14 protein-coding genes and 1 pseudogene are annotated in these 16731 nt (G+C 72.7%); 11 read left to right on the forward strand and 4 right to left on the reverse strand.

Annotated elements, in window-relative coordinates:
* Positions 1-138: 138 nt before the first annotated feature.
* Positions 139-1005: a S1 family peptidase gene (locus ABZ479_RS31645; protein WP_500464767.1), complete on the forward strand. Its 867-nt coding sequence runs from the start codon at positions 139-141 to the stop codon at positions 1003-1005.
* Positions 1006-1080: 75 nt separating this feature from the next.
* Here the strand turns inward: ABZ479_RS31645 and ABZ479_RS31650 are convergent, their stop codons facing one another.
* Entirely contained in the window at positions 1081-1311 is a 231-nt protein-coding gene (locus ABZ479_RS31650; protein WP_354796799.1) for a DUF7455 domain-containing protein, read from the reverse strand.
* A gap of 423 nt (positions 1312-1734) precedes the next feature.
* Between ABZ479_RS31650 and ABZ479_RS31655 the strand changes: the two genes are divergently transcribed.
* The 6 genes and pseudogenes from ABZ479_RS31655 to ABZ479_RS31680 all read left to right on the forward strand — a co-directional run.
* On the forward strand, positions 1735-3864 hold the full coding sequence (locus ABZ479_RS31655) for a DNA gyrase/topoisomerase IV subunit B (RefSeq protein WP_500464768.1): 2130 nt from the start codon (positions 1735-1737) through the stop codon (positions 3862-3864).
* Between the two features lie 189 nt (positions 3865-4053).
* Positions 4054-4503 carry a DUF485 domain-containing protein gene (locus ABZ479_RS31660; protein WP_500464769.1) on the forward strand — a complete coding sequence of 150 codons (450 nt, stop codon included), beginning with the start codon at positions 4054-4056 and terminating at the stop codon, positions 4501-4503.
* Positions 4500-6107 carry a monocarboxylic acid transporter gene (locus ABZ479_RS31665; protein ID WP_499601860.1) on the forward strand — a complete coding sequence of 536 codons (1608 nt, stop codon included), beginning with the start codon at positions 4500-4502 and terminating at the stop codon, positions 6105-6107. The genes ABZ479_RS31660 and ABZ479_RS31665 overlap by 4 nt, the downstream gene beginning before the upstream one ends.
* A 568-nt stretch (positions 6108-6675) precedes the next feature.
* Positions 6676-6945: an SDR family oxidoreductase gene (locus ABZ479_RS31670; protein ID WP_500464770.1), complete on the forward strand. Its 270-nt coding sequence runs from the start codon at positions 6676-6678 to the stop codon at positions 6943-6945.
* Positions 6942-8579: a thiamine pyrophosphate-binding protein gene (locus ABZ479_RS31675; protein WP_500464771.1), complete on the forward strand. Its 1638-nt coding sequence runs from the start codon at positions 6942-6944 to the stop codon at positions 8577-8579. Before ABZ479_RS31670 ends, ABZ479_RS31675 begins: the two co-directional genes overlap by 4 nt.
* Positions 8580-8631: 52 nt before the next feature.
* A pseudogene (locus ABZ479_RS31680) lies at positions 8632-9051 on the forward strand (helix-turn-helix domain-containing protein); the annotation flags it as partial.
* A gap of 6 nt (positions 9052-9057) precedes the next feature.
* Here the strand turns inward: ABZ479_RS31680 and ABZ479_RS31685 are convergent.
* Both ABZ479_RS31685 and ABZ479_RS31690 read right to left on the reverse strand, forming a co-directional pair.
* Positions 9058-9750: a response regulator gene (locus ABZ479_RS31685; RefSeq protein WP_499601854.1), complete on the reverse strand. Its 693-nt coding sequence runs from the start codon at positions 9748-9750 to the stop codon at positions 9058-9060.
* Positions 9747-11402 carry an ATP-binding protein gene (locus ABZ479_RS31690; RefSeq protein WP_500464802.1) on the reverse strand — a complete coding sequence of 552 codons (1656 nt, stop codon included), beginning with the start codon at positions 11400-11402 and terminating at the stop codon, positions 9747-9749. Before ABZ479_RS31690 ends, ABZ479_RS31685 begins: the two co-directional genes overlap by 4 nt.
* Before the next feature lie 231 nt (positions 11403-11633).
* Between ABZ479_RS31690 and ABZ479_RS31695 the strand changes: the two genes are divergently transcribed.
* The 3 genes from ABZ479_RS31695 to ABZ479_RS31705 are packed head-to-tail and all read left to right on the forward strand — an operon-like array spanning position 11634 to position 14405.
* Positions 11634-12449: an ABC transporter ATP-binding protein gene (locus ABZ479_RS31695; protein ID WP_500464772.1), complete on the forward strand. Its 816-nt coding sequence runs from the start codon at positions 11634-11636 to the stop codon at positions 12447-12449.
* Positions 12439-13317, forward strand: coding sequence for an ABC transporter permease (locus ABZ479_RS31700; protein WP_500464773.1), 879 nt, complete (start codon positions 12439-12441; stop codon positions 13315-13317). The genes ABZ479_RS31695 and ABZ479_RS31700 overlap by 11 nt, the downstream gene beginning before the upstream one ends.
* A gap of 47 nt (positions 13318-13364) precedes the next feature.
* Positions 13365-14405 (forward strand): ABC transporter substrate-binding protein, encoded by a 1041-nt coding sequence (locus ABZ479_RS31705; RefSeq protein ID WP_500464774.1) that lies wholly within the window; start codon positions 13365-13367, stop codon positions 14403-14405.
* Here the strand turns inward: ABZ479_RS31705 and ABZ479_RS31710 are convergent.
* Entirely contained in the window at positions 14372-15277 is a 906-nt protein-coding gene (locus tag ABZ479_RS31710; protein ID WP_500464775.1) for a ferredoxin family protein, read from the reverse strand. The two genes, ABZ479_RS31705 and ABZ479_RS31710, sit on opposite strands and share 34 nt — an antisense overlap.
* Positions 15278-15511: 234 nt before the next feature.
* On the opposite strand from ABZ479_RS31710, the gene ABZ479_RS31715 reads away from it, so the two are divergent.
* Entirely contained in the window at positions 15512-16519 is a 1008-nt protein-coding gene (locus ABZ479_RS31715) for a LacI family DNA-binding transcriptional regulator (protein WP_354796787.1), read from the forward strand.
* Positions 16520-16731: the final 212 nt, after the last annotated feature.

Below are 16731 nucleotides of genomic sequence, written 5' to 3' on the forward strand. Positions count from 1 at the left end.
TTTGGCGGCCGCCCGGGGGGCGCGTCCGCCGGGGGGGGGGCGGGCCCGTCGGCCTTTCCGGACAGTTCTCCGGATGCGGCCCCGGCCCCACCAGGTCACTGTGGGTGCTCAGGGGAATCCGGACGGTGAGGAGAATGCATGCGTTCCTCGATCCGCACGCTGGTCGGCGGGCTCATAGCCGGGTCCGCGCTCGCGCTGTCGCTACCCGCCTCCGCCACGGCGGCCGCGGCCGCGGTGGGGTACGCACCCGGCGCCCCGGGCGCCGACAACGGTGTCATAGGCGGCACGCCGGTCACCACGGAGCAGTACCCGTGGGCGGTGGTCCTGTCGAGCCGCTCCCGCTACGGAGCGGGCCGCTCGGGGCAGTTCTGCGGCGGCGCGCTCGTCGGGCCGAACACCGTGGTCAGCGCGGCGCACTGCTTCAGCCCGACCGCGCTGGGCGGGGACTGGAACCAGGTGCCCGACCTGCGCATCATCGCCGGGCGGACGGACCTCGCCGGCTCGGCCGGCAGGGAGGTGGCGGTCCGCAAGGTCTGGGTCAACCCCGCGTACGACCCCACGACGAACAGCGGTGACGTGGCGGTCGTCACGACCGCGGAGCCGTTCCCCGCGGGGAGCGCGATACGCATGGCGACACCGGGGGACGCGAACTCCTACGAAGCGGGCACGCCGGCGCAGGTCTTCGGCTGGGGGGACACGGCGGGCCTGGGGGCCTACTCGAACGTCCTGATGGCCGCGAACGTCTCGGTGCTCGCCGACTCGGTCTGTGAGCAGGCCTATCCGGGCAGTGCGGAAGGCAAGTACCGGAGGAGCGACATGGTCTGCGCCGGCGACCTGGCCGGCGGGCACGATTCGTGCCAGGGGGACAGCGGCGGTCCGCTGGTGGCGGAGGGGCGGCTGATAGGGCTCGTGTCCTGGGGCGCCGGATGCGCCCAGGCGGGGCATCCCGGTGTGTACACCCGGGTCTCCACGCTGGCGGGACTGGTCGGCCTGCACTCTTCGTGACGTGCGGCGGACAAGCCGACGGGCGGCCTCCCTCGCGGGGGGCCGCCCGTCGTGAGCTCGTCGCAGTGCTACGCGTCAGCGTTCGTCATCGGCCGCGACGGTCGGGGTGGCGGTGAGCCGACCGGTCTCGTCCTGTATTTCCGCAGCGATCTTCTTCAATTCGGGCTCGAACTTACGCCCGTGGTGCGCGCAGAAGAGCAGCTCGCCGCCACTGATGAGTACAACGCGCAGGTAGGCCTGGGCGCCGCAACGGTCGCAGCGGTCCGCCGCAGTCAGCGGGCTCGCGGGGGTCAGAACAGTAGTCACGTCGCCTCTTCTCTAGCTCGACGAGCTGTCGTACCAGGGTCAACATCCAACCAGGCCGAAACTGTTCCCGCTCAGGTCTTTTCCTTGGAAACCGTTGTTGTAGCGGCCGGATGCTACCGATTGGCGGCGAATGATCCTCTGGCGTCTTATCTGTCGGCTTCGGGTCGTTCTGGCAGATCTGGTCAGATTGTTCGGTTATGTCCCCCCGGCCCTGCGGCCGGTTGTTGAGGAGGACGTGCCCCGAGCCTAAATGGTTCATGCCTCCAGGGGAACGTGACATGTGTATCACTCAAACGAGGGATCGAACATGCCTTCGAAAACGGGCTAGCATGGTGCCCAGACCGGGTCGCGGCGAAACGGCCGCGCGCGACCTCGGTACCCTCTCACCGATACGGCTGAAGAACTTCATGAGGAGACGTTCGCGTGACCGCCGAAACATCCGTGCCGTCCACCGCGTTGCTGACCGGTGCAGATCGTGACGGCTCCAACTACACCGCGCGACACCTGCTCGTACTCGAGGGCCTCGAAGCGGTCCGCAAGCGTCCCGGCATGTACATCGGTTCCACCGACAGCCGCGGTCTCATGCACTGCCTCTGGGAGATCATCGACAACTCGGTGGACGAGGCCCTCGGCGGGCACTGCGACCACATCGAGGTCGTCCTCCACGGCGACGCCTCGGTCGAGGTGCGGGACAACGGCCGCGGCATCCCCGTGGACGTCGAGCCCAAGACCGGCCTGTCCGGCGTCGAGGTCGTCATGACCAAGCTGCACGCCGGCGGCAAGTTCGGCGGCGGTTCCTACGCGGCCTCCGGCGGTCTGCACGGCGTCGGCGCCTCCGTCGTCAACGCGCTCTCCGCCCGGCTGGACGTCGAGGTCGACCGGGGCGGCCACACGCACGCGATCAGCTTCCGCCGCGGCGTCCCCGGCGGCTTCGCCAAGGCCGGTCCCGACGCGCCCTTCGAGCCGGGCAACGGGCTGGACAAGGTCAAGAAGGTGCCGCGGGCCCGCACCGGTACGCGCGTGCGCTACTGGGCGGACCGTCAGATCTTCCTCAAGGACGCCAAGCTCTCCCTGGAGACGCTCCACCAGCGGGCCCGTCAGACCGCGTTCCTCGTCCCCGGGCTCACGATCGTCGTCCGCGACGAGCGCCCCGACAACGGCTCGGAGGACGGGAAGCCGGTCGAGGACACCTTCCACTTCGACGGCGGCATCAGCGAGTTCGCCGAGTACCTCACGCCGGACAAGCCGATCTGCGACGTACTGCGGCTGACCGGCAGCGGCACCTTCAAGGAGACCGTCCCGGTCCTCGACGACCGCGGCCACATGACCCCCACCGAGGTCACCCGGGAGCTCGGGGTCGACGTCGCGCTGCGCTGGGGCACCGGCTACGACAGCACGCTGCGCTCCTTCGTGAACATCATCGCCACCCCCAAGGGCGGCACCCACGTGCGCGGCTTCGAGGGCGCCGTCACCAGGACGTTCAACGAGGTGCTGCGCGCCACCAAGCTGCTGCGCGTCGCCGAGGACGACATCGCCAAGGACGACGCCCTGGAGGGCCTGACGGCGATCGTCACCGTCCGGCTCGCCGAGCCGCAGTTCGAGGGCCAGACCAAGGAGGTGCTGGGCACCTCCGCGGCCAACCGCATCGTGGCCAACGTGGTGTCGCGCGAGCTCAAGGCCTTCCTGACCTCCACCAAGCGGGACGACAAGCAGCAGGCCCGCGCCGTCCTGGAGAAGGCCGTCGCCGCGGCCCGCACCCGGATCGCCGCCCGGCAGCACAAGGAGGCCCAGCGCCGCAAGACCGCGCTGGAGTCCTCGTCGCTGCCGGCGAAGCTGGCCGACTGCCGCAGCGACGACGTCGACCGCAGCGAGCTCTTCATCGTCGAGGGCGACTCGGCGCTGGGTACGGCCAAGCTCGCGCGCAACTCGGAGTTCCAGGCGCTGCTCCCGATCCGGGGCAAGATCCTCAACGTCCAGAAGTCCTCGGTCTCGGACATGCTGAAGAACGCCGAGTGCGGCGCCATCATCCAGGTCATAGGAGCGGGTTCGGGCCGCACCTTCGACATCGACCAGGCCCGCTACGGCAAGATCATCATGATGACGGACGCCGACGTCGACGGCAGCCACATCCGCTGTCTGCTGCTGACGCTCTTCCAGCGCTACATGCGGCCCATGGTCGAGGCGGGCCGGGTCTTCGCGGCCGTGCCGCCGCTGCACCGGGTCGAGCTCAGCAACCCGCGCAAGGGCCAGGACAAGTACGTCTACACGTACTCCGACCGGGAGCTGCGCGAGACGCTGCTGGAGTTCGAGCGCAAGGGCGTCCGCTACAAGGAGTCCATCCAGCGCTACAAGGGCCTCGGTGAGATGGACGCCGACCAGCTGGCCGAGACCACGATGGACCCGCGCCACCGCACCCTGCGCCGGATCAACATCAGCGACCTGGAGGGCGCGGAGCTCGCCTTCGACCTGCTGATGGGCAACGAGGTCGCGCCGCGCCGCGAGTTCATCGCCAACTCCGCCGCCACGCTCGACCGTTCACGGATCGATGCCTGACGCGCCGGGCCCCGTCGCCGGAGCCCTCCACGGTCACCCGCCCGTGGAGGGCTCCGGCGCCTCCCCACCCCCAGGAGTGGGGCACCGTCACCCGATGAGGTGAAGGTTTCTGCTTGGAGGCTCCCGGGTCTTCCCGCAATGCCCATGCTTGGGCGCACGGCCGATCGGCCCGTGAAGCGAGGAGAGTTCGTGAAAGAGCACGACCGGGCGGAAACCGGAGGGCTGCGGGTGGACGACCCCTGGTACGACGTCCTGGCCGCGGGGGAGTGGGAGGGCCCCGAACCCACGGCCGTCTCCCTCCCGTCGCAGGCCCGCCCGGCCGACGACCACGCCGAGGTCTACCGGGAGGTGCAGGCCAGCGGCCCCTTCCAGGAGGTGCGTTCCCGGTACCGGCGGTTCGCCTTCCCGGCGGCCGCCGCCTTCCTCACCTGGTACCTGCTCTACGTCGTCCTGGCGACGGCCGCACCGCGGCTGATGGCCCGGCCACTGGTCGGCGAGCTCAACGTGGCCATGGCCCTCGGCCTCGCCCAGTTCGCCACGACCTTCCTCCTGACCTGGGCCTACGCCCGGCACGCCCGGCTGCGCCGGGACCGGGCCGCCCTCGACCTGCGCTGGGACACCCAGGAGCGGATGCGGTGACCGGCAACCACCAGGGCCTGGCGCTGGTCCTCTTCACGGTCTTCGTCTCCGTCACCCTCGCGATCACCGCCTGGGCGGGCCGGCGGCGCAGCTCGTCCGTGGAGTTCTTCGCCGGTGGCCGTCTTTTCTCCCCCCTGGAGAACGGATTCGCCATCGCGGGCGACTACATGTCCGCCGCCTCCTTCCTCGGCATCTCCGGGCTCATCGCGCTCTTCGGCTACGACGGCATGCTCTACTCCGTCGGCTTCCTCGTCGCCTGGCTGCTGGTGCTGTTGCTCGTCGCCGAGCTGGTCCGCAACTGCGGCCGCTACACCCTCGCCGACGTCCTGACCGCCCGCATGCGCCGGCGCCCGGTCCGGATCGCGGCGGGCACCTCCTCGGTCATCGTCTCCGTGCTCTACCTCGTCGCGCAGATGGTCGGCGCCGGAAGCCTGGTCTCCCTGCTGCTCGGCGGTCAGGGATCGGCCGCCCGCACCTGGACCGTCATCGGCGTCGGCGCGCTCATGGTCTTCTACGTGGCCTTCGGCGGCATGCGTGCCACGACCTGGATCCAGATCGTCAAGACCGTGCTCCTCATGGGCGGCACGGTCACCCTCACCGTCCTCGTGCTCCTGCGCTTCCACGGCGACCTGGGGGCACTGCTGCGTTCGGCCGCCGACGGCAGCGGCCACGGGCGGGAGTTCCTCGGCCCCGGCCTGCTGTACGGGCAGAGCTGGACGGACCGGCTCGACTTCATCAGTCTCGGTCTCGCCCTCGTCCTGGGCACCGCCGGGCTGCCACACATCCTGTCGCGCTTCTACACCGTGCCCACGGCACGGTCGGCGCGGCGGTCGGTGGTCTGGGCGATCGGCCTCATCGGCGGCTTCTACCTGATGACGATCGTGCTGGGCTTCGGCGCCGCGGCGCTGGTCGGCTCCCACACCGTGAGCGCCTCCAACGCCGCCGGGAACACGGCGGTGCCGCTGCTCGCCCTCGACCTGGGCGGGGGAGCGGGCTCGACGGGTGGAACGGTGCTGTTCGCGGTCGTCGGGGCGGTCGCCTTCGCCACGATCCTGGCCGTCGTCGCCGGGATCACCCTCGCCTCCTCCGCCTCGGTCGCGCACGACCTCCATGCGACGCTGCGCCGCCGGAGCACCGAGCGGGGTCGCAAGCGCCGGGAGAACCATGACGTCCGGGTGGCCCGGGTGGCCGCGGTCGGCATCGGCGGTGTGGCCATCGCGCTGAGCCTGTTCGCACAGGGCCAGAACGTGGCCTTCCTCGTCGGGCTCGCCTTCGCGGTGGCGGCGTCCGCCAACCTGCCCGCCCTGCTGTTCACGCTGTTCTGGCGGAGGTTCACGACCCGCGGCACGGTGTGGGCGATCTACGGCGGGCTGGTCCCGGCGGTCGCACTGGTGGTGCTGTCCCCGGTGGTGTCGGGCAGCCCGCAGTCGCTCTTCCCGGGCGTGGACTTCCAGTACTTCCCGCTGGAGAACCCGGGCCTGGTGTCCATCCCGCTGGGCTTCGCGGCGGGCTGGCTGGGCACGGTCCTGTCGCGCGAGCGCGCCGACGAGGACAAGTTCGCCGAGGTCGAGGTCCGTTCGCTCACCGGGGCCGGGGCGGTGTGACACCCGTTCCGCCGGGCGGAACGTCCCGCGCCGTGGGCCGACGGCACCTCCACGCTGTGCGGCATGCCGTCGAGCCGTGTGCGTCGGCTGCTGCGCGACGAGACAGTCGTGGCAGCGGTCCTGGTCCTGCCGGTGCCCGTCGTGGGCCCTAGCCGAGCCCGACTTCCTGACCCACGGTCGAACCTGACCTGGACCGCCCACCACGCTTGCCGCGTGGGCCTGATGGCGGCCGGCACGGTTCCTCCGCCCTCGTCATGCGCGAGGTCGACCTGTCGGTCGGCGGGGTCCACGCGCCGGGCGTGACCGTCGGTGCGGTCTGCACCCGAGATGGCTGGTCCCCGTGGGCGGCGGCCGCCGCGGTCCTGGTGCTGTCGGCGCTGCTCGGGGCGGGCAACGCGATCACCGCCACGTACGTGGGTCTGGCGGCCGTCCTGGCCGTGGCGTTCTTCATCCCCGGGGACCCGACGATCGGCCAGGGGTACGAACTCAGCGCGATCGCAGCCCACTGCGCCGTGTACGCGGCCGCCCAGCACGCCCAGGTCGGGCTGATGCGCGGCGCGGCACGCGAGTGCGCCGCTGCGCGGCATCCGCGTCGACACCCTCCACCCGGGCTCCACCGACACCCGTTCGTGCGGCGCATCGAGACCGCCGCCACCGGGCAGCCTTCCGAACATGCGGCCGGGGCGTTCGACGCGATGACCCCCTGGGCCGGCACGCGGCACCCGAGGAGTTCGCCCGCACCGTGCTCCACCTCGCGGGCGACGACGCGAGCTTCACCACCGGAGCCACCGTCGTGGTCGACGGCGGCATGACCGTACGAGAGGCGTCCCCGCCATGACGACCGCGCTCAAGGCCCTGCTGGAGATCCTCGCCGACGAAGGGGTGGACCGGGTCTTCGGCAACCCGGGCACCACCGAACTGCCCTTCCTGGAGGCGCTGTCCGGGCCGGGGCCGGTGCCCGGGTACGTGCTCGGCGTCCAGGAGGGCTCGGTCGTCGCGATGGCCGACGGGTACGCCCGTGCCACCCGGCGTCCCGCCTTCGCCAGCCTGCACATCGCCGCGGGCACGGCCAACGGCCTGATCGGGATGCTCAACGCCCGGCGTTCCCGTACCCCGCTGGTCGTCATGGCCGGCCAGCAGGACCGGCGTCACCTGCTCCAGGACCCCATGCTCGCCGGGGACCTGGTCGCCCTCGCCTCCGGAGCGGCCAAACGGGCGGAGGAGGTGCACCGGCCCGAGGACCTGCCGCTGGTGCTGCGGCGCGCCTTCGCGCTGGCCCGGCAGCCGCCGCAGGGGCCGGTGTTCGTCTCCGTGCCCATGGACGTGCTGGAGGACACCTCGCCCGTGGAGGTCCCGGCGCGCTCACTGCTCGCGCCGCCCGGGCCGGCCGGGGGACTCGACCGGGCGGCGGCCCTGCTCGCCGCCGCCGAACGACCCGCGGTCGTCGCCGGTGACGGGGTCGGCAGGGACGGCGCTGTGGCGGCGCTGGTCCGGGTCGCCGAGGCGCTCGGAGCCGTCACGTACCACCAGCCGATGAACGACCACCTGGACTTCCCCGGCTCCCACCCGCTGTACGCCGGGCCGCTGCCGCCCGTCAACGCCCGCATCCACGAGCGGCTGAAGGGCCACGACGCACTGCTCATCGCCGGCTGCCGCGCTTTCACCCCGCACCACTACAGTCCCGGCCCGCCCGTCCCGGATCATCTGACGGTCGTCCAGATCGACGCCGACCCCGCCGAGCCGGGCCGCAACTTCCCCGTGAGCCTCGGCCTCACGGGTCCGTTGGAGTCCTCGCTCGCCGCGCTCGCCGGCCACGTGGCCCGGCTGGTCCCCGAGGAGACCGCACGCGAGCGGACACGGGAGGCGGGCGCACGGCACTCGGAGGCACGGGAACGGCTCGCGCGGCGCGCCCGGTCGGCGCGGGGCGGCTCACCGGTCGACCCGCTCGCCGCAGCGCACGCCCTGGCCGGCGCGCTGCCGGAGGAGGCGGTGCTCGTCGAGGAGTCGATCACCGTCGGGGTGCACCTGCGCGGTGTGCTGCACCGGGACCGGCCGGGCGGCTTCGTCCACACCGTCGGCGGAGGCCTCGGCTGGGGCATCGGCGCGGCCGTCGGCCACCGGCTCGGCGCGCCGGGACGCCCCGTGGTGGCCGTGCTGGGGGACGGCTGCGCCATGTTCGGGCTGCAGGGGCTGTGGAGCGCGGCACACCACCGGGTGCCGGTGCTGTTCGTCGTGATGGCCAACGGCCAGTACCGCACCCTGAAGGACACCCTCGACACACGGGGCGGCAGCCCCGCCGTCCCCCACCCCGGCCTCGACCTCGGCGAGCTCGACTGGCGCCTCGCGGCACGCTTCTTCGGCATCCCCGCGGTGCGCGTGGCCGGTACGGAGGAACTGGCGGAGACCGTGGCGGCGGTGCGCGGGCTCGACGGCCCGCTGCTGGTCGAGGTCCCCTTGCGGGGGCACGCGTGAACGCCGGCGACGCGAGCGGGCCCGAGAGCCTTCGGCGCCGGCCCGCGGGGCCGCGCTGCTCGGCGCCTTCGCCGCGGGCGAGGACGGTATCCCGCTCGGCGAACTCGCCGCCCGCACCGGCCTGCCCGAGTCCACGGTGCACCGGCTGCTCGCCGAACCGGCCGCCGTCGGCCTCGCCGAGCGCGGGGCCGGACGGCTACCGGTTCGGCCTCGCCGAGCGCGGGGCCGGACGGCTACCGGTTCGGCCTCGCCCTCTTCGAACTGGGCCGGCGGGTGCCGCATCGGCCGCCGCTCCATGCGGACCATCTCCAAGTCGGCGGCCGCCTCCCCGCGTAGGGGACGCCGCAGGTGCCGGCCGCGGTGGTCTCCGTCATCGCCGCCACGCGGGGGCTGCGGCCCGACCGTGTCGCGCCCGTGGTGTGCGCTGCGGCGCGGGCGCCGGGCCGTGGACTCGCACGCCGGTGAGCGGTGAACGGGCTCAGCCGGTCCGCGCCCACGCGTAGCGGTGCTCGGGGCGGCCGGTGTCGCCGTACTTGAGGGTGAGGCTGATCCGGCCCTCGCGCTCGAGGAACTTGAGGTAGCGCTGCGCGGTGGAGCGGCTGATGCCGGCGCGTTCGGCGACCTCGTGGGCGGAGAGCGGGCGCGCCGCCTCGGTGAGCACCGTGCGCACCAGGTCGGCGGTGGGCGCCGAGTGGCCCTTGGGCAGCTCCGCCGGGGCCGCACCGGTGGTGCGCAGCGCGCCGAAGATGCGGTCCACCTGTTCCTGGCCTGCCTCGCCGCGGCCCCCGACGCCGTCGAGCGTGCGGCGCAGCGCCGCGTAGGCGTCCAGCTTGCCCCGCAGCCCGGCGAAGCTGAACGGCTTGACCAGGTACTGCAGCGCGCCGGAGCGCATCGCCGCCTGCACGGTCGCCACGTCACGGGCGGCCGTCACCATGATGACGTCCGCGCTGTGGCCGAACTGCCGCATGCGCCGCACCAGGGTGAGGCCGGTCTCGTCCGGGAGGTAGTGGTCCAGCAGGACGAGGTCGACGTGCGTGCGCTCCAGCGTCGCCAGCGCGTGGGCCGCGGTGTGGGCGCGGGCGGTCACCCGGAAACCGGGGACCTTGGCGACGTACGCCGCGTTGATCTCGGCGACGCGGAAGTCGTCGTCCACGACCATGACGTCGATCACCGGGCTCCCCCCAGGGACGCGGCGGACTCGGCGGATGCCCCGGGTGCAGTGGGTGCGGGGGACGCCGCCGTGGTGAGTTCCGTCCCCGCCAGCGCCTCCGGCAGGACGACGGTGAAGACCGCGCCGCCGCCCGCGCGGGCGGTGACCCGGGCCATGCCGCCGTAGCGTTCGGCGAGCCGCCGTACGAGCGCGAGGCCGAGCCCGCGGCCGCGGTGCGCCGGGGACCGCTTCGTCGTCCAGCCCTCGGCGAAGATCCGCTCGCGCGCCTCGGGCGGCACCCCGGGACCGTCGTCGGACACCCGCAGCACGACCGTCGTCCCCTCCGCGCGCAGTTCCACCTCGACGAGCGAACGGGCCGCGTCCAGGGCGTTGTCGAGGAGGTTGCCGAGCACGGTGACCAGGTCGCGGGGGTCCACGACCCGGTCGGGCAGCAGGGTGCCGGGGGAGACCGACAGGGCCGCGCCCCGCTCCGCGGCGATCGCCGACTTGCCGACGAGCAGGGCGGACACCAGCGGGTCCCTGACCCGTTCGGCGACCTGTTCCGCGGAGACCCGCTGGGCGTCGGCGACCTCGCCGACGAAGTCCACCGCCGCGTCGTACAAGCCGAGTTCGAGCAGCCCGAGCAGGGTGTGCAGCCGATTGGCGTGCTCGTGGTCCTGGGCGCGCAGCGCGTCCAGCAGGCCGTGCGTGCTGTCCAGTTCGCGGCCCAGCCGTTCCAGTTCGGTGCGGTCGCGCAGGGTGGCCACCGCGCCGCCGTCCCCGGTCGGCATCCGGTTGGCGACGAGCACCCGCGCCCCGCTGACGGTGAGCAGGTCGGTGCCCGCGACCCGGCCGGCCAGCACGTCGGTCGTCCGTCCGGGTGGCAGCACCGCGTCCAGCGCCCTCCCCTCGGCGTCCGGGCCGAGGCCCAGTAGCCGCTGCGCCTCGTCGTTGAGCAGCCGCACCCTGCCGTGGGCGTCCAGGGCGATGACGCCCTCCCGGATGCCGTGCAGCATCGCCTCGCGCTCGTCGAGCAGCGCGGAGATGTCGGCGAAGGCCAGCCCGTGCGTCCGGCGCTGCAGCCGCCGCGACACCAGCAGCGCCGCCAGCACCCCGACGCCGAGCGCGGCGCCCGCGTACAGCAGCAGCACCGGGACCGTCGCCAGGAGCCGTTCGCGCACGCTGTCGTACGCGATGCCGACCGACACCGCGCCCACAATGCGCCCGCCGTCGTCGCGCAGCGGCACCTTGGCGCGCGCGGAGCGGCCGAGGGTGCCCCGGTCGATCTGCATGATCTCCCGCCCCGCAAGGGCCACGCTGGGGTCGGTGGAGACGTGCCGGCCGATCTGGGTGACGTCCGTGTGCGACCAGCGCACGCCCCGGGTGTCCATGACGACGATGTACAGGGCGCCGGTGGCACGGCGGATCCGCTCGGCCTCCTCCTGCACGGGCCCGGTGACGCCGGGCCGGGTGCCGAGCAGGTCGCGGGCGAGCCCCGGGGTCGCGGCGGTGGTCTGCGCGATCGACAGCGCCTGCCGCATCGCCTGCTGGTCCAGCTGCGAGCTGAGCGGCGCCAGGAACAGCCCGGTGGCCAGGGTGATCACGCCGGTGGTGAGGACCACCTGGACGAGCAGCACCTGCGCGAAGACACGGCGGGGCCAGCGGATGCGCATGTACGTCACCCCTGTCCTCCCCGGTGTTCCGCGCCCTTGCGGAACCCGCTCGTCCGTTCGCCCGGCTGTGAACGCAACGTAGACGCGGCCGGCACCCGCTGCCCAGCCCCTGTGGCCCTTTCGTTGCCGGAGCGCGAGCAAAACGAGCAGAACAGCGGGTTGTGGGCACAAGGCGGAGTTGTGACCGCAAGGGTGCCGCCGTGACCCGGACCGCACCTACCGTCCCGGCGCATGAGCACACACACCAGCCCCGCCATCGAACTGCGGGGTGCGAGCAAGGCGTTCCGGACCCCGTCCGGGGCCCTCCACACCGCCGTCCGCGACCTCGACCTGACCATCGGGCGTGGGGAGTTCGTGGCCGTCGTGGGCCCTACGGGCTGCGGCAAGTCCACGACGCTGACCCTGGTCAGCGGCCTGGAGGAGCCCACCGAGGGCGTGGTGCTGGTCGCCGGTGAGCCGGTGCGCGGCATCGGCGGCAAGGTCGGCTTCGTCTTCCAGCAGGACGCCGTCTTCCCCTGGCGGACCGTGCTGTCCAACGTCATGGCCGGCCCGCGCTTCCGCGGCGTGCCCAAGGCCGAGGCCAGGGAGCGGGCCCGCGAGTGGCTCGCCCGCGTCGGCCTGTCCGCCTTCGAGGACCGCTACCCGCACCAGCTGTCGGGCGGCCAGCGCAAGCGCGTCGCGCTCGCCGCGACCTTCGTCAACGACCCCGAGATCCTGCTCATGGACGAGCCCTTCTCCGCGCTCGACGTGCAGACCCGCGCGCTGATGTCGGACGAGCTGCTGGAGCTGTGGTCCGGCACGGGCGCCTCGGTCGTCTTCGTCACCCACGACCTGGAGGAGTCCATCGCGCTCGCCGACAAGGTCGTCGTCATGACCGCCGGGCCGGCCACGGTCAAGGAGGTCTTCGAGATCGACCTGCCGCGCCCGCGCCGGGTCGAGTCCGTGCGGCTGGAGCCGCGGTTCATCGAGATCTACCGGGAGATCTGGGCCTCGCTCGGCGAAGAGGTCCGCATCACCCGCGAGAGGGGTGCGGCCGATGTCGCCTGAGACCGTGGCGGCCCCCTCGGCCGCGTCCGTCAAGGACCCCGCGGGCGGCGACCGTGCCCGCTCGCGCGCCCGTGCCGCCCGCAACCGCGGCTACCTCGTCCAGGGCAGCCGCGTGCTGCTCCTGGTCGCCGTCCTCGGGCTGTGGGAGTGGCTGGCCAGGGCCGGGGCCGTCGACCCCTTCCACTTCTCGATGCCCTCCCGGATCTGGGAGCAGATCCGCACCTGGGCCGTGGACGGCACCGCGCAGGGCTCGTTGTGGGAGCAGATCTGGTACACGCTGTACGAGGCCCTGCTCGGCTGGACCATCGGCGTCGTCGCGGGCGTGGTGCTCGGCATCGCCCTCGGGCGGGTCCGCTTCCTCGCCGACGTGCTCGGGCCGTACATCAAGGTGCTCAACGCGCTGCCGCGCATCGTGCTGGCCCCGATCTTCCTGATCTGGTTCGGACTCGGCCCCGCCTCCAAGGTGGCCTCGGCGGTCGTCCTGGTCTTCTTCCCGGTCTTCTTCAACGCCTTCCAGGGCGCCCGCGAGGTCGACCGCAACCTGGTCGCCAACTCCCGCATCCTGGGCGCCCGCGACCGCCAGGTCACCCTCCAGGTCGTCGTCCCCTCGGCCACCTCGTGGATCTTCACCAGCCTCCACGTGAGCTTCGGCTTCGCCCTCATCGGCGCGATCGTCGGCGAGTACATCGGCGCCACCAAGGGCCTCGGCCTGCTGGTCGCCGCCTCGCAGGGCACCTTCAACTCCGCCGGCGTGTACGCCGCGATGGCCATCCTCGCGGTCGTCGCGCTGCTCGCCGAGGGCCTGCTGACCTTCCTGGAGAAGCGGCTCTTCCGCTGGAAGCCGGCCGAGGCCGACTCCGCCCGCTGACCCCGCCACCGCCTCCCGCCCACCCCCTCCACAAGGACGTGAACCAGATGCGCACGCCTCTCAAGGCCGCGGCCGCCCTCGCCGCCTCCGCCCTCGCCCTGACCGCGCTCACCGCCTGCGGCGGCGACTCCACCGCCTCCGGCTCCGGGGGCGGTGGCGACAAGGTCAAGATCATGGTGGGCGGCCTGGACAAGGTCATCTACCTGCCCGCGATGCTCACCGAGCGGCTCGGCTACTTCGAGGCCGAGGGCCTGGACGTCGAACTGCTCACCGAACCGGCCGGCGTGCAGGCCGAGACCGCGCTCGTCTCCGGCGACGTGCAGGGCACCGTCGGCTTCTACGACCACACGCTCGACCTCCAGGTGAAGGGCAAGCAGGTGGAGTCCGTGGTGCAGTTCTCGCAGGCGCCCGGCGAGGTGGAGATCGTCTCCAACGCGGCGGCCGGCGAGCTGAAGGGCGCCGCGGACTTCAAGGGCAGGAAGCTGGGCGTCACCGGCATCGGCTCGTCCACGGACTTCCTCACCAAGTACCTCGCCGTCAGCAGCGGGGTGAAGACCAGCGAGTTCACCCCGGTCGCGGTCGGTGCCGGCCAGACCTTCATCTCCGCGATGGAACAGGGCTCGATCCAGGGCGGCATGACCACGGACCCGACCGTGGCCACGATCCTGGACAAGGGGCTCGGCAAGGTGCTCATCGACATGCGCACGCCGGAGGGCTCCCGGCAGGCGCTCGGCGGGCTCTACCCCTCCTCCAGCCTGTACATGCAGACGGAGTGGGTCGACGGGCACAAGGAGACGGTGCAGAAGCTCGCCAACGCCTTCGTGAAGACGCTGCGCTGGATGTCCACGCACAGCGCCGCGGAGATCGCCGCGAAGATGCCCGCCGACTACGCGCAGGGCGGCGGGCAGGACCTCTACGTCAAGGCGATCGATAGCACGCTGCCGATGTTCACCAAGGACGGCGTGATGCCCGAGGGCGGACCGGAGACGGTGGAGCGGGTCCTCAAGGCATTCAACCCCAACCTGCAGAACACCAAGGTGGACCTGAGCAAGACCTACACGACGGAGTTCGTCAAGAGCGCCGGCTGAATGCCGCTGATCTCCATCCGCAGCGGCGCCCCCAGGGCCGCCCCGCAGCTCTCGGGCCGGGGCGGCTCCGCCGCGACCGGCGTCACCTCGACGTCCCAGGCCCGGCCGTCGAGGTGCCGCACGCGGGTGCCGTGCTCACCCTCCGCGGTCAGCGCCTCGGCGCGCAGTTCGCCGGTCAGGCGCCGCACGGCCAGTTCGGCGGCCTGGCCCGGCCGCTCCCAGGCGGAACGCCCGCGGCAGCCCTCCAGCACCATGTCGCCCTCGCGGGCGGCCGTCAGCACCTGCCGGGCCAGCTCGGCGTCGACCCGGCCGTAGGCGTAGCCGTACGGCAGCACCAGCATCGTCGGCGAGAACCGGTGCCCGCCCAGGTGGGTCACCTCCCACACCTCGCCGAGCCCCGAGGCGGCCAGCTCCGCGGCGAGGGGCCGGCCCTTGAGGGCGCAGCAGCGGTCCCGCTTGCCGTTGGTGCAGACGAGGGCGAGCGGGTCGCCCTCGTACGGCATCCCGAAGCCGCGGTGGTCGCCGCGGCCCAGTGCCCCGAAGTCCAGGCCCAGCAGCGTGCCCGGGTCCTCCACGACGGCCTCCCGCACCCATGTGCCGCCCGGCACGGTGTGCGCCACGTACGCCGTGCGCCGCCGCAGGTCGTGCCGGTCCGCGTGCCGCCCGGGCCGCCGGATCAGCCCGACCCGCACCCCGGTCCCGGCCGCGGCCCGCTCCAGCGCCCTGCCCACCCGCGGATCCAGATGGCTCCCGGTCAGCGCCTTGGGGCCCCAGGGCCCGGGCTGCTCGAGCAGCAGCCAGGTCTGCGCGATGGCGGCCGTCGCGGCGACGGGCTCCGACAGCGAGCTGGACGCGGAGGTGCAGGTGCTCATGAAGGTAAGCCTAACCTTCCGCATCACCCCCCGGCTCTCCAGCCCCTCCTGTCGGCACCGGGAAGGGTCGTGAATCCTGCCATTCAGGACCGGCGGTCGCTGTATTGGGGCAGGTTGGGGACGAGGCGGCGCTTGTGTCCCGGGTGTCCCGGCGGCGTGGCGGTGTCCCCCGGGTCCCGATGGACTTGCGCAAGAACGCAAACCACTTGCATGTCATGTCGTATGCTTGCGCGCATGACGCGACGGCTTGCCGAAGTAGCGAAGAAGGTCGGGGTCAGTGAGGCCACCGTCAGCCGTGTGCTGAACGGGAAGCCGGGGGTGTCGGAGGGCACCCGGCAGGCGGTGCTCACGGCGCTCGACGTGCTGGGGTACGAGCGGCCGACGCAGCTGCGGGGGAACCGTGCCCGGCTGGTCGGGCTGGTGCTGCCGGAGCTGCAGAACCCGATCTTCCCGGCCTTCGCCGACATCGTGGGCGCGGCCCTCGCCCAGCAGGGCCTGACCCCGGTGCTGTGCACCCAGACCGCGGGCGGGGTGTCGGAGGCGGACTACGTCTCGCTCCTGCTCCAGCAGCACGTCTCCGGCGTGGTCTTCGCCGGTGGCCTGTACGCGCAGGCGGACGCGCCGCACGACCACTACCGCCTGCTGGCGGAGCGGAACCTGCCGGTGGTGCTGATCAACGCCGCCATCGAGGACCTGGGCTTCCCCAGGGTGTCGTGCGACGACGCGGTCGCCGTGGAGCAGGCCTGGCGGCACCTGTCCTCGCTCGGCCACGAGCGGATCGGCCTGCTGCTCGGACCCACCGACCACATGCCGTCGCGGCGCAAGCTGACCGCGGCGCGGGCCGCGGCGGCGGCGGGCGGCGGGTCGCTGCCCGACGAGCACGTCGGGCGGGCGATGTTCACGCTGGAGGGCGGCCAGGCCGCGGCCGCCAAGCTCTGGGAGCGCGGGGTCACCGGGATCATCTGCGCCAACGACCCGATGGCTCTGGGCGCCGTGCGGGCGGCGCGCCGGCTGGGGTTGTCCGTGCCCGGTGACGTGTCCGTGGTCGGCTACGACGACTCCGCGTTCATGACCTGCACCGACCCGCCGCTGACCACGGTGCGCCAGCCCATCGAGGCGATGGGCCGCACCGCCGTCGAGCTGCTCGCGCTGAAGATCGCGGGCAAGCAGGTGGCCTCCGACGAGCTGCTGTACGAGCCGGAGCTGGTCGTCCGCGGGACGACGGGGCCCGTGCGCGGCTGACGGCCGCACGCCCACCGGACCGGGCGGTTCCGACGACGTCGGAACCGCCCGGTCCGCGTTTGCGGCCTCGGGCTTCGCGCTCCGTCCCCGGCGTTCGCGGCTTCGTTGCCGAGCTGCGCAAGGCGGTCAATGTTTTGCGAAATCTGCGCGAGATATTGCGGTCATCTGTTTGTGGTGCTTGAGTGTGCGACGCCCCCGCTGCGTGTGGTCGG

This window comes from Streptomyces sp. NPDC005722 (assembly GCF_040630935.1).
In the GTDB taxonomy this organism is placed as follows: Bacteria; Actinomycetota; Actinomycetes; order Streptomycetales; family Streptomycetaceae; genus Actinacidiphila.